A 12,328-nucleotide genomic window follows, 5' to 3' on the forward strand; every position below is an offset into this window, starting at 1 on the left:
ACGCGAGGTTACTCTCGCGTCCGCGGAAGAACAGCGGGTGAAGCGGAGTCGTGACCTCGCCGGACACCCGGCGAGGCGCTCATGTCGTGCGGCGCGGTTTCGAATCCCGGGAAGGCGCGTCGGACGCGCGCAGACGCTCGCTGTCCTGCTGGAGCTCGTCGATCATCCGGGACGCGTCGGCCTTGCTGAGCCCTTCCGGCACCTCCTTGCCCGCCTCACGGGCGAGGGTGCGCAGGTAGGACTCCTGCGGCCCGGTCATGGGCTCGTCGCCGGTCGTCCACTCCTCCGGGTCCTTCTCCACCGGTCCGTGGCTCATGTGCTCATCTCCTCGAACGTACGTTCCCTCGGTCGGGCACACCACCATGCCCTCAGCGTCGCGGGACAAACCCGCTCGGCCCTGCGGAGCTCCTCCAGGTAGTCGCGGCCGGTCAGCAGCGGGGGACGAATGTTCCCGGCCTCTTCCGCCGGCATCGGGACCTGGCATCGGAGCGTGCGGACTTTCGTGCACGGCGCCGCCGCGTGGGGCGTGGCGTGCCCGTCCCGGCCCAGCGGGGTCGCCGGCGTCACCATGGCCGGGTTCCGCATCCCGGACCTGCGGACGATCCGGATGGTGCCGCGTCCCGCCGTGACGCTGCTCGTCGGGTTCGGCGACGGGACGCCCGTCCTGGACCACGCCGCCGGGCCGCGGCCGGTCGGGAACGTCGCCGCCGGGCCGGGGTTCGGCTCCGGCGGCACCGGGCGGGGTCGCCGGTGGATCCGGAGGTGGCCTGGGTCTGGCGGCGGATCGTCGCAGGCCGCGGCCTGGTCCGGGTCGAGGGGCTGGCCGGCGAGGTCGGGTGGAGCCGCAAACGTCTGTGGTCCCGGTTCGTCGCGGAGCCGTTCCTGGCCGTGGACCACCTCGCCTGGCCCGGCCTCAGCCTCTCCCGGCGGTGAACCGGGCCAGCAGCAGCGCCAGCCTGCGCTCGTGCGGCTCGCGGGGCAGCCGGCCGCCGAGCGTGAGCGTCACCAGGCCGTGCAGGGCGGCCCAGTACGTCTCGGCCAGCAGGGCGAGGTCGTCGTCGCCGGCGTGCGGCCGGACGGCCTCGACGAGCTCCTGGAAGCTCGCCGCGAGCGCGGGCGGGACCTGCGGGGTGGCGAACGGCAGGTCCACGCCGCGCCGGAACATCGCGTCGTAGAGCGCGGGCCGCCGCTCGGCGAAGGCGACGTACGCCTGCCCGACCCCCTCCAGGGCGCCGGTCTCGTCGCTTGCCGCCGTACGCGCGGCGCGCAGCTCGCCGGCCAGCTCGGCGAAGCCCTCCACCGCGACCGCCGCCATGATGGCGTCCTTGCCCCTGAAGTGGCTGTAGAGCACCGGCTGGCTGTACTCCACCCGGTCGGCGAGCCGCCGGGTGGTCACCGCTTCCCATCCCTCGGTCTCGGCGAGCTCACGGGCGGCCGTGATGATCAGCTTCTCGCGTTCCGCGCGTTCACGCTCCCGGCGCGACTGGATTGTCATGCTTCAGAATCTAGCATCGCTAGCTGAATTGTCAGTGCTCTGCTAGCGTGATTCTTGTTCCTAGCGCTGCTAGATTCCCCTGGAGACGAAGATGCTCACCTACCTCGCCTACGGCCTGGCCGTCGTGCTCAACCTGATGATCCTGTTCATCGGCGCCCGTTTCCTGCTCGTCCCGCAGGCCGCGCCGGCCGCCTACGGCGTGCCGGCCAAGGCCGGCGGCGACCGGGCGTACCTGGCCGTCAAGGGGGTGCGCGACGGGGTCTGCGGCCTGATCGGCCTGGCGCTGCTGGCCTTCGCGGGGCCCACCGCCGAGGCGTGGTTCATGCTGGTCGTGGCGCTGGTGCCGTTCGGCGACACCCTGATCGTGCTGCGCAACGGCGGGACGAAGGCCGCGGCGTTCGGCATCCACTTCGCGACCGCCGTGGTCGTCCTGATCTGCGCGGCCCTGCTCTTCGCGGTCAGCTGACCGCCTCGCCGGCGCCGGTGAAGGCGCCGGCGGACGCGGCGAGGACGGCGGTCCTGGCCGCCTGGGCGGGCAGCTCGGGGTCGGGTGGCGTACGGAGCAGCATGAGCTGGTGGTAGAGCGGCGCGGTGGCGGCGACGAGCAGCCGCCGCGCGTCGGTGTCCGGTGGCAGTTCGCCCCGCGCCACCGTGCGGGCCACGATCACCTCGCAGCGGGTGTAGCGGTCCGTCCAGAGCCGCAGCAGGCCGCGTTCGGCCTCCTCGGACCGGAACGAGGCGGCGAGCAGGGCGGCCGCGACCGACGGCCGTGCGGTCAGCGCCTCCTGGTTCTCCTCGTTGAGCGCCGTCAGGTCGCCCAGCAGGGAGCCGGTGTCCCGGGGCTGCCAGTCGTCGTCGCCGGTGGCCGCGAGCAGATCGGCGAGCAGACCGCCGACGTCCCGCCAGCGCCGGTACACCGTGGCGCGGTGCACGCCCGCGCGGGCCGCGACGGCGTCCAGGGTGAGTGCGTCGTAACCGCGTTCGCCCAGCTCGGCCCGCACCGCGTCGAGCACCCGGGCGCGGGTGCGGCTGGTCCGGCCGCCCGGGCGGCGGCGCACCTGACGGGCGGGAGCGGGCGTCTCCCCGGAATCCGTTTGCCCTGCGGACGAGGTCATGACACCATCCTAATGTATAAGTTGTCGCATTAATGGTGAAGGAATGGCCGATGCAACCGCTCGTCCCCGCCGACCCCGACGTCCTGCACCCCATGCCGGGGCAGCCGCGGGTGGTGCTGCTCCGGCCGCTGGTGACGTCCCCGCTGATCGAGGTGGGGGAGTTCTCGTACTATGACGACCCGGACGACCCGACCGCGTTCGAGACCCGCAACGTGCTCTACCACTACGGGCCGGAGAAGCTGGTCATCGGCAGGTTCTGCGCGCTGGGCACCGGGGTGCGGTTCATCATGAACGGCGCCAACCACCGCATGGACGGCCCCTCCACGTTCCCGTTCCCCACCATGGGCGGCTCGTGGGCCGAGCACTTCGACCTGCTCACCGGCCTGCCCGGCCGCGGTGACACGGTCGTCGGCAACGACGTCTGGTTCGGCCGGGGCGCGACGGTGCTGCCCGGCGTGCGCATCGGCCACGGCGCGATCATCGGCGCGGGCTCCGTGGTCACCTCGGACGTCCCCGACTACGGCATCGTCGGCGGCAACCCGGCCCGGCTCATCCGCGTCCGCCACAGCGACGAGGACGTGGCCCGGCTGCTCGCCGTCGCCTGGTGGGACTGGCCGGTCGAGCACATCACCCGGCACGTGCGCACGATCATGTCGGGCACCGTCGCCGAGCTCGAAGCGGTCGCGCCGGCCGTCGGCCGCCCCTGACCACCCGTCGCGTCCCCAGAACCGAACCGAAGGACTCCCACGTGTCCCGCGCCCACATCTCCCGCGCCCACATCGCCATGATCGGCATTCCCGCCGTCAGCCACGTCCTGCCGAGCCTGGACATCATCCGCGAGCTGGCCGCCCGCGGTCACCGGGTGACCTACGCCAACGACCCCGCGGTCCGCGACCTGGTCACCGGGGCCGGCGCGGAGCTGGTGCCGTGCTCGTCCACGCTGCCGGTCGCCGACAACCTCTGGCCCGACGACCCCATCGCCGCGATGAGCCTCTTCCTGGACGACGCCGTCCAGGCCCTGCCGCAGCTCCGGGCCGTCTACGAAGACGACCCCGCCGACCTCTACCTGTACGACATCGGCGCCTATGCCGCCCGCGCGCTCGCCGAGGCGCAGGGCCGCCCCCTCCTGCAGCTCTCGCCGACGATCGTGGGCTGGGACGGCTACGACCAGGAGGTGGCCGCGCACCTCTGGGAGCTGCCGGGCGCCGCCGCCTACCGGGAGAGGTTCGCCGGCTGGCTGGCCGGCTGCGGCGCGACCACCACCGACGTGGACGCCTTCTCCAGCCGCCCCGAACGGGCCCTCGCCCTCATCCCGTACGCCATGCAGCCGCACGCCGACCGGGTCGATCGCCGACGGGTGACCTTCGTCGGCCCCTGCTTCGACCTGAGCGAGGACAAGGACGCGTGGAGCCGCCCCGCGGGCGCCGCGAACGTCCTGCTGATCTCCCTCGGCTCTGCCTACACCCGCCGGCCGGAGTTCTACCGCCAGTGCCTGGCCGCCTTCGGCGACCTGCCGGGCTGGCACGTCGTCCTGCAGATCGGCCGCCACACCGACCCCGGCGAGCTGGGCGACATCCCCGCCAACGTCGAGGTCCACCCGTGGGTCCCCCAGCGGGCGATCCTGGAGCAGGCGGACGCGTTCGTCACCCACGCGGGGATGGGCGGCTGCGGCGAAGGGCTGCTGGCGGGTGTGCCCATGATCGCCGTGCCGCAGGCCGCCGAGCAGTTCCAGAACGCCGACCGGCTCGTGGAGCTCGGCGTCGCCCGCCGGATCGACACCGAGGACGCCACGGCGGAGGCCCTTCGCACCGCCCTGCGCGAGCTCGTCTCCGACCCCGAGGTCGGCCGCCGCTCGGCCCGGCTCCAGGCCGAGGCGCGGGCCGAGGGCGGCACCACGCGGGCCGCCGACCTCATCGAAGGCTTGCTGAGCCCGCGCGGCGGGTTCCTGGAGACCTCTTGACCGGCGCGCCGGAACAGCGCCGGCGGGCGGCCACGTTCTGCTCAGGCGCACGCCCGCGGGCGGGATCGGCGTCATGGTCATCACCGTCGCCGTCGTGGTCGTCACCCACAACCTGGCGGTGGGCGTGGTCGTCGGCTCGCCGGCCGCCCTGGTCGCCTCCTCCGTCGCCGCGCTGGACGCCGTCGAGGCCGAGTGCGCCGCCCGTGGCAAGAGCGTGCGGATCGTCGGGCTCAACCAGCCCAGCGCCCGCATGCACGGCGCCCTGTCCGGGGAGCTGACCGGCGGCCACTTACGCTCCACGTCTTCAGGACGGCCGCCACCGATGAGTTCTGTCGGTGGCGGCTGTCATTCTGTGCATGACAACGAATTCCGCTTGCGCGATCGAGGGCCGCGACGCCGGCCGTGAGCACGTTCCGTCCGACGACCCTGAACGAGGTGCCGTGTCCGGCCGACAGTCCCACTCCCGAGCCAAGTCCACTGGCGGCACGCCGGCGGTGATCCGGCTCCTGGTGCTCGCCACGTTCGTGGTCGTGCTCAACGAGACCATCATGATCAACGCGATCCCCCGGCTGATGAGCGCCCTCGCCATCACCGAGCAGACCGCGCAGTGGCTCTCGACCGCCTTCATGCTCACCATGGCCGCGGTCATCCCCGCCACCGGCTGGTTCCTGCAGCGGGTCACCACCCGCCACGCCTACGCCACCGCGATGGGCCTGTTCCTGACCGGCACGGCGCTGGCCGCCGTCGCGCCGACGTTCGAGGTGCTGCTGGGCGCCCGCATCGTCCAGGCGGCGGGGACGGCCGTGATGATGCCGCTGCTGATGACCACGCTGATGCGGGTGGTCCCCGAGGAGGACCGGGGCCGGGTGATGGGCAACGTCAGCCTCGCCATGTCGGTCGCGCCCGCCATGGGGCCGGCGGTCTCCGGGGTGATCCTGCAGTTCGGTTCCTGGCGGCTGCTGTTCGCCGTGGTGCTCCCCATCGCCGCCCTCATCACCTGGGGCGGGCTGAAGCGGCTCCAGGACGTCGGGGAGACCGAGGTGAGCAGCATCGACTGGTTCAGCGTCGTCACCGCGGCGGCCGGGTTCGGCGGCCTGGTCTACGGCCTCAGCCGGTTCGAGGGCGGCGACCCCGCCTTCGCCGCGGCGATCGTGGCGGCCGGCCTGGTCACCATCGCCGTCTTCGTCTTCCGCCAGCTGTGGCTGCAGAAGCACGGCGTGCCGCTGCTGGACCTGCGCACCCTGCGCCAGCGCACCTACACCGTCGCGCTGATCCTGATGTCGATCGCCTTCATGGCGATGCTCGGCTCCATGATCCTGCTGCCCCTCTACCTGCAGAGCCTGCGCGGGCTCAACGCCCTGGAGACCGGGCTGCTGGTGATGCCGGGCGGGCTCGCGATGGGGCTGCTCGGGCCGACCGTCGGGCGGCTGTTCGACCGGTTCGGCGGCCGGGTGCTGGTCGTCCCGGGCGCGGTCGGGATCATGCTCACGCTCGCCGGGCTCACCCAGGTGTCGATGACCACGCCCTACTGGCAGATCCTCGGCCTGCACGCGCTGCTCATGGTCAGCCTGGCCGCCACCTTCACCCCCGTGTTCACCCTCGCGCTCGGGGCGGTGCCGCCGCGGCTCTACTCCCACGGCAGCTCGATCCTCAGCACGCTGCAGCAGGTCGCGGCGGCGTTCGGCACCGCGCTGGTGATCACCGTCATGAGCGCGCGGGCCGGCTCGCTGCGGGAGGCGGGGGTCCCCGAGGCGCTGGCCCAACTCGACGGCATGCGGCTGGCGTTCGTCATCGGCGCGGTGCTGTCGGTGGCCGTCGTGGGCACCGCCCTGCTGCTTCCCGCCCGTACGGGCGACGCGGAGGGCTCCGAGGAAGCCCGGCCGGTGCACGCGGTGTGAGGGGTGACCCCGGAGGAGGCCGGGAGGCCCGGTCAGCGGCCCGGGGGGTGCGACTCGCACCAGGTGAACAGGTCGCGGACGTGCAGCGGCTCGGGGTGGGGGACAGGCTCGGGTCTGGGGTCGGGCTCGGGTCTGGGGGCGGGCTCGGTTCCGAGGTCGGGGTGGGGCTCGGTTCCGAGGCCGGGATCAGGGTCGGGATTGGGGTCGGGTTTAAGCCCGAGGTCGGGCTCAAGCTCGGCCTTGGGTTCGGGGACGGGTTCGGGGACGGGATCGGGTGGGTCTGCTGACTCGGGCGGATCCTGTGGCTTGGGTGCGGGGGGTGGGGCGTCGGTGGTGGGCAGTGGGTCGTCGCGCATGACCTCCACGATGGCGGGCCACGGAGATCGGGCGCAGCCGTACGGTCACATCTCGCGCGGGTCAGACCGATCCCTCGCAGTTGGTGAGGCGGGATGACCTGCCCGCCGTGCTTCGAACCGCGTGACTGAAGGAGTCGATGCTGGGATGACGGCAGAGCGAACGATGCCTACGCAGGACGACGTGCTCGGATACTTCGACACCCTGTCGAACTGGGGCCGGTGGGGCGACGACGACGAGCTCGGCACTCTGAACCACATCACCGACGAAGTCCGGCTGGCGGCGGCGCGGGCCGTTCGTCACGGCAGGAGCGTGTCGTGCGCCTGGGAGGTGGCCGTACCGGAAGAGATGGAGCGGTCGACGACGGCGTGCCCGTGCGCCGCCGACATGCCGGGCGCCGAGAACATGCCGTCGTCCACGTTCCGCAACGACCGGCACTGGGGCTTCTCGTCGGAGCGGCTCGGCCTCACCTTCCACGGCAACACCGTCACGCACCTCGACTCGCCGTGCCACATCTTCTGGGACGGCACGATGTACAACGGGCGGTCGCACGAGCTGGTCGACGCCGCGACGGGATCGGCGTGGGCGTCCGTCACGGCGGCGGCGAACGGGATCGTCACGCGCGGGGTCCTGCTGGACGTCGCGAGCGTGCGGGAGGTGCCGTGGCTGGAGCCGGGGGAGGGCGTGTTCCCCGACGATCTCGAGGAGGCCGAGCGTCGTCAGGGTGTGCGGGTGCGATCCGGCGACGCGGTGCTCCTGCGGACCGGCTACGGCCGCCACCGGCACGAGAACGGTCCGGCCGGCGGTTTCACGCAGGCCGGGTGGCACGCGTCCTGCCTGCCGTGGCTGCATGAACGGGGGGTCGCGCTGATCGGCGCCGACACGCCACAGGACGTTCAGCCGTCGGGGTACGAAGGCGTGCTCATGCCGGTTCACGCCGTGAGCCTCGTCGCGATGGGGCTGTGGATGCTCGACAACTGCGACCTGGAGGCGTGCGCGAGCACGGCCGCCGAGCTCGGCCAGTGGGACTTCCAGCTCGCGGTCGCACCGGTCCGCTTCGCCGGCACGTCCGGCAGCCCGGTCAACCCGATCGCCACCTTCTGACGGGTTCAACAGGGCGGATCACGGCGGCCTGGCCGGACCACGGCCGAGTGTGGACGGGAATCGGCCGTGAGGTCGGGCGAGAACCGCAGCCGCTACCGATGCCGGTACGGGCGCGGTTGTCGCGTGCCGTCGTGACCCGCTGTCTTCACCGGCTGCTCTCGCCGGCTGCTCTCACTGGGGATGGATCACCACCACCAGCCACCCCAGTCGTCCCCTCCCCAGGGGCCGCCCCACCACCGTCTGCGGTAGCGGCAGCGACGACCGCACCAACGGCGGCGGCGGCAGCAGCCTCCGCCTTCGCGGAACCCATATCCGGCCATGGTTCCTCCCTCTGACGGTCTGATCCCTTCAACACGACGCTAGCTTGCAAATAGGGACGAAATATCGCATATAGGGCGATTTCGCGGTCGTTTGACAGGGATTTGGAGAGGGGCGGTCCGTCACAGCCACCGGAAGGCGACGTGGTGCTCCCGCTCGAAGCGGCGCCGGGTGAGAGCGAGGAGAACGCGGGCGATGGGGCCGCCGGTGTGGGCGAGGACGTGGCCGAGTTCGTCGCGCGGTGTGTCCTGGGCGAGCCAGGGCAGGACGAGCGAGGGCAGGGCGAGTCGGGGCAGGACGAGTCGGGGCAGGGCGAGTCGGGGCAGGGTGACGTCGGGGCCGAGCCGGCCGAGTGCCTGCCATGCCGCCTGCTCGGCCTCCTGCCACGAGGCCACCGACAGGTGTCGCTGGACGAGCGGCAGGACGGTGCTCTCCTCGTACGCCAGCAAGTCCACCAGCGCGTCACGAAGGCCGGCGACCTCGGCGGCGAGTCGCTCCCGGACCCCGGCCCCGGGGATCGGCTCGGAGGTGAGGGTGTGGAAGGCCGCGGCGCAGGCGTCGATCATCGGGGTCAGGCGGTCGCGTTCGGTCCGCGCCCGTTCCGCCGCTTCGCGGGCCGCCGGCTCGCCGGCGGTCTCGGCACGTTCCAGCAGGAGCGGCAGGACGGCGTCGGCCCCGGTCGTACGGTGGCGCAGGACAGCCGCGCAGAGGTGCCAGCGCCGGGCCAGCGCCGCCCACGCCTCGGCGTCCCCGGGCGGCGTGGCGGGCACGGCGCGCGCCAGCAGGTCGAGGTCCCGGCGGAGGGCGTGGTGGAGGGCGTACACGCCGGTGAGGTCGATCGGACCCTCGGCTGTGTGCGTCTGGCCGAGCCGGGCCTGCCGGGCGTGGGTGCGTCCCTCGACGGCGTCGGCGAGGCGGTCCAGTGAGCGCGCCATGTCCGGACGCCGGTCCCGGTGCGGGGGGATGAGGAGCGTCGCGAGCCGCTCCTGACCGGGCGTCAGGTGGGCCACCATCTCGTACGCGTGCGTCACCCGCGTCCCGCCCGGCGCCGGTTCGAGGCGGAAGGTCCACATCGTCGAGTCGGCCACCTTGGCGTCCGGCAGCGTACGGAAGGAGAACTCGCGCCCGGGCTCGGCCACGACGACCTCGCACTGCCGGGTCCAGCGCAGCAGCGCGAAGCGGTTGACCCCGGCGAAGCGGGCGCCGGCGCGGGCCGTGCGTACGTCGCCGGTCCACGTGCAGCGCCGGGTCTCGGGGCTCCACTCGGGGGTGCGCGTGATGTCGGAGACCCAGTGGTAGAGCCGCAGGGGATCGGCGGCGATGACCCGCGACACGCTTCCCTCCCGCCTCATGGGGGAGGTGCCGGCGTCGGAGGGGTGGCGGCGTTCGGCCGAGGTCGCGGTCATCGCGGCTCCTTGGTAGTGTTTATCCCAGCCGAGCTGGATTGGATACAAGATGACTGTAGCCAAAAACCGTGAGCCGTCAAGAAGGTACCGATCGCCGCTCAGGGAGGAGCAGGCCCGGCGGACGCGTACCGCGGTGATCGACGCGGCCACCGGGTGCTTCGTCGAGACGGGCTACGTCGCGACCACGATGAAGGACATCGCGGCGCGGGCCGGCGTCTCGGTGGAGACGGTCTACGCCCAGGGCAACAAGGCGTCGCTGCTGCTCAAGGTGGTGGACCGGGCGCTGGCGGGCGACGAGGGACCGGAGACGGTGCTGGAGCGGCCGGGCATGCGCGGCGTCCTGGAGGCGTCCGAACCCCGCGAGGTCCTGCGGCGGCTGCGGGAGATCCTCGTCGCGGGCATCCCGTACGCGCTGCCGGTCATGCACGCCTTCCAGACCGCGGCCGCCGCCGACCCCGAGATCGCGGAGGTGTTCGCGACCTACGAGGAGCGCCGCCTTACCGACATGACCGCCATCGCCGAGGCCCTGGCCCCCGGCCTGAGGCATGGCATCACCGTGGCGGAGGCGGCGGACGTCGTCTGGGCGCTGTTCACCACCACCGCGATCCGGGCGCTCGTCGTGGACCGCGACTGGGGCGTGGAGCGGTGGGCCTCCTGGGTGACCGACGTGCTGGAGCGCACCTTGCTGGACTGAACTGCTGGACTGAACTGCTGGACTGAACCGCTGGACTGAAGCGGTCAGGCGTCCATGGTCGGGCGGCGGTCGGCGTAGCGGCCCGGCGTGCAGCCGTACTCCTTGGTGAAGGCCGAGATGAACGCCGACGGGCTGGAGTAGCCCACGCGGTGCGCCACCTCGGCGACCGGCCGGGTCTCCAGCAGCACCCGCGAGGTGCTGAGCCGCAGCTTGGTCCGCACCTTCGAGTACGGCATCCCGAACTCCCGCTCGAAGTCGCGCTGCAACGTCTTGACGCTGATGTGCAGCCGTTCGGCCCACTCGGCGAGCCCGGCCTCGTCCCCGGGGTCGTGGGAGAGCGCCCGCGCCACGGTGAGCGCGAAGCCGGTGCCGGTGGCGTGGTGGCCGACGTAGTCGGCGGCGCCCGCGCCGAGCCCGGCCATGATGCGGGCGCGGGCGGCGAGCGCGGCGCCCTCGTCGTGGCCGGGTCGGCAGATGGCCTCGACGAGCCGCGCCGCCTCCGGGTCGATCGAGACCGCGCCGGCCCGCAGGCCGGCGAGCGCCTCGGGCACCTGGCGCAGGCAGATGCGGTAGACGCTCTGCCGGTCCGCGGCGCGTACCTCGTGGGTGACGGCCCGGTGCGCCCAGAACGCCTCGCGTGGCCCGACGAACTGGGTGCGGGCGCCGTACCTGGTCGCCAGCATGCCGTCGGGGGACCAGTAGAGCTGGTGCAGGAAGTCCTGGCGGCCCTCGCTGAACTCCAGCACGGCCGCGGAGCGGTACTTGAGCACGAGGATGCCGTCCGGTCGGCCGAGGCCGTAGCCGTACTCCTCGCACCACAGCGGGTCGGTGCCCACGGGGTCGGCGAGGGTGACGGATTGGCGTCTCGGCGACATCGGTTGGCCTCTCAGAGACATCAGCGGAACCAGTGGTAAGGGTAGCCTAACCTCATCTCTAGGAGTTGAAGGAACCCCATGCACCACGTCCACCTCCGGCGGGCCGCCGGAGCCCTCGTACTCACGCTCGCGATGACGGCCGGCTGCGGCTCGGCCGGATCCGGTGAGAGCACCGCCGACAGCACCGCCGACAGCGCCGCGGGCGCCGGGTCCGCCACGCGCGTCTTCGCCGCCGACAACGGCGAGGTCACCATCCCGGCCGACCCCAAGCGGGTCGTCGCCACGGGCTACGCGGTGCCCGCCCTCATCGAGGCCGACGCCGCGCTGGTCGGCATCTCCTCCTGGCAGCGCGGCCTGCCGTTGATGTCGGACGAGGACCGGGCGACCTACGACAGGCTGGAGAAGATCGCCGGGGAGACCGCGGCGGAGACCAACTACGAGGCCATCGCCAAGGCCAAGCCCGACCTCATCGTCATCGGCGTCCCCGCGCCCGCCATGGCAGACCTCGACCTGGACCGGCTGAAGTCCATCGCGCCCGTCGTCGCCATCGGCCCCACCGTCCCGTCGGCGTGGCGCGAGCTGTCGCAGCGCCAGAGCGACGCCGCCGGCCGCGCCGTGAACTTCGGCGAGGCCAAGGCCGCCTACGAGAAGAAGGCCGGCGAGCTGACCGCCAAGTACAAGGACGTGCTGGCGGGCCTGAAGTTCGGCCACGTCGGCGCGTACGGCGAGATCGCCGGCGGAACGTTCCAGCGCGAGTTCGCCGGCTCCTGGGGCACCAACATCGCCACGGACATCGGCGTCACCTACTACGGCGAGGTCAAGAAGAAGGGCGGCAACGCCGCGGATGTCAGCGAGTACCCCTCGATCGAGGAGCTGAACGAGAGCCTCGGCGAGGCGGACGCGATCACCTACACGGTGCAGGCCGACGGCAAGCCGAACGAGGCCGTCCAGTACGTCCTCGACTCCAAGCTGTGGAAGAGCCTGCCCGCGGTCAAGGCGGGCCGGACGTTCCCGGTCCGCTACAGCGAGGCGGCCACGTACTCCTCGGCCATGAAGACCCTGGACGCGATCGACCAGGCGTTCGCGCCGCTGCTCGCCCAGTGAGCCGG

General features: G+C 72.5%; 15 protein-coding genes. 9 read left to right on the forward strand and 6 right to left on the reverse strand.

The genetic code is table 11. The annotated features are described in order from the left end of the window. Positions 1-79: 79 nt before the first annotated feature. Positions 80-316, reverse strand: coding sequence for a DUF3072 domain-containing protein (locus ACBR40_RS19055; RefSeq protein WP_344211700.1), 237 nt, complete (start codon positions 314-316; stop codon positions 80-82). 446 nt (positions 317-762) lie between these two features. On the opposite strand from ACBR40_RS19055, the gene ACBR40_RS19060 reads away from it, so the two are divergent. Then, positions 763-933, forward strand: a complete 171-nt coding sequence (locus ACBR40_RS19060) for a hypothetical protein (RefSeq protein WP_371249576.1) — start codon at positions 763-765, stop codon at positions 931-933. Here the strand turns inward: ACBR40_RS19060 and ACBR40_RS19065 are convergent. After that, entirely contained in the window at positions 914-1,495 is a 582-nt protein-coding gene (locus ACBR40_RS19065; RefSeq protein WP_371249577.1) for a TetR/AcrR family transcriptional regulator, read from the reverse strand. The genes ACBR40_RS19060 and ACBR40_RS19065 overlap by 20 nt on opposite strands. Positions 1,496-1,586: 91 nt before the next feature. On the opposite strand from ACBR40_RS19065, the gene ACBR40_RS19070 reads away from it, so the two are divergent. Further along, positions 1,587-1,961: a DUF4267 domain-containing protein gene (locus ACBR40_RS19070; protein ID WP_371249578.1), complete on the forward strand. Its 375-nt coding sequence runs from the start codon at positions 1,587-1,589 to the stop codon at positions 1,959-1,961. Here ACBR40_RS19070 and ACBR40_RS19075 read toward each other — a convergent pair. Further along, positions 1,954-2,610, reverse strand: a complete 657-nt coding sequence (locus ACBR40_RS19075; protein ID WP_371249579.1) for a TetR/AcrR family transcriptional regulator — start codon at positions 2,608-2,610, stop codon at positions 1,954-1,956. The genes ACBR40_RS19070 and ACBR40_RS19075 overlap by 8 nt on opposite strands. A 50-nt stretch (positions 2,611-2,660) precedes the next feature. Between ACBR40_RS19075 and ACBR40_RS19080 the strand changes: the two genes are divergently transcribed. The 4 genes from ACBR40_RS19080 (at position 2,661) to ACBR40_RS19095 (ending at position 6,468) form a co-directional block, all read left to right on the forward strand. Continuing rightward, complete coding sequence (locus tag ACBR40_RS19080) at positions 2,661-3,317, forward strand: CatB-related O-acetyltransferase (RefSeq protein ID WP_364444836.1); 657 nt, start codon at positions 2,661-2,663, stop codon at positions 3,315-3,317. A 77-nt stretch (positions 3,318-3,394) separates the two neighbouring features. After that, on the forward strand, positions 3,395-4,570 hold the full coding sequence (locus ACBR40_RS19085; RefSeq protein ID WP_371249627.1) for a macrolide family glycosyltransferase: 1,176 nt from the start codon (positions 3,395-3,397) through the stop codon (positions 4,568-4,570). A 73-nt stretch (positions 4,571-4,643) separates the two neighbouring features. Then, positions 4,644-4,976 (forward strand): hypothetical protein, encoded by a 333-nt coding sequence (locus ACBR40_RS19090; RefSeq protein ID WP_371249580.1) that lies wholly within the window; start codon positions 4,644-4,646, stop codon positions 4,974-4,976. A 34-nt stretch (positions 4,977-5,010) separates the two neighbouring features. After that, complete coding sequence (locus ACBR40_RS19095; RefSeq protein WP_371249581.1) at positions 5,011-6,468, forward strand: MDR family MFS transporter; 1,458 nt, start codon at positions 5,011-5,013, stop codon at positions 6,466-6,468. A gap of 32 nt (positions 6,469-6,500) precedes the next feature. On the opposite strand, the gene ACBR40_RS19100 is transcribed toward ACBR40_RS19095, so the two are convergent. After that, positions 6,501-6,824 carry a hypothetical protein gene (locus ACBR40_RS19100; protein WP_371249582.1) on the reverse strand — a complete coding sequence of 108 codons (324 nt, stop codon included), beginning with the start codon at positions 6,822-6,824 and terminating at the stop codon, positions 6,501-6,503. Positions 6,825-6,969: 145 nt separating this feature from the next. Between ACBR40_RS19100 and ACBR40_RS19105 the strand changes: the two genes are divergently transcribed. Continuing rightward, positions 6,970-7,926, forward strand: a complete 957-nt coding sequence (locus ACBR40_RS19105; RefSeq protein ID WP_371249583.1) for a cyclase family protein — start codon at positions 6,970-6,972, stop codon at positions 7,924-7,926. A 440-nt stretch (positions 7,927-8,366) separates the two neighbouring features. On the opposite strand, the gene ACBR40_RS19110 is transcribed toward ACBR40_RS19105, so the two are convergent. Beyond that, positions 8,367-9,650, reverse strand: coding sequence for an SRPBCC family protein (locus tag ACBR40_RS19110; protein WP_371249584.1), 1,284 nt, complete (start codon positions 9,648-9,650; stop codon positions 8,367-8,369). A gap of 49 nt (positions 9,651-9,699) precedes the next feature. Here ACBR40_RS19110 and ACBR40_RS19115 point away from each other — a divergent pair, with 49 nt between their 5' ends. After that, on the forward strand, positions 9,700-10,344 hold the full coding sequence (locus tag ACBR40_RS19115) for a TetR/AcrR family transcriptional regulator (protein ID WP_371249585.1): 645 nt from the start codon (positions 9,700-9,702) through the stop codon (positions 10,342-10,344). A 44-nt stretch (positions 10,345-10,388) separates the two neighbouring features. Here ACBR40_RS19115 and ACBR40_RS19120 read toward each other — a convergent pair whose 3' ends face one another. Then, complete coding sequence (locus ACBR40_RS19120; protein ID WP_371249586.1) at positions 10,389-11,219, reverse strand: helix-turn-helix transcriptional regulator; 831 nt, start codon at positions 11,217-11,219, stop codon at positions 10,389-10,391. Between the two features lie 78 nt (positions 11,220-11,297). On the opposite strand from ACBR40_RS19120, the gene ACBR40_RS19125 reads away from it, so the two are divergent. After that, entirely contained in the window at positions 11,298-12,323 is a 1,026-nt protein-coding gene (locus ACBR40_RS19125; protein ID WP_371249587.1) for an ABC transporter substrate-binding protein, read from the forward strand. Positions 12,324-12,328: the final 5 nt, after the last annotated feature.

Source organism: Nonomuraea sp. AD125B (assembly GCF_041402765.1).
GTDB lineage: Bacteria > Actinomycetota > Actinomycetes > Streptosporangiales > Streptosporangiaceae > Nonomuraea > Nonomuraea bangladeshensis.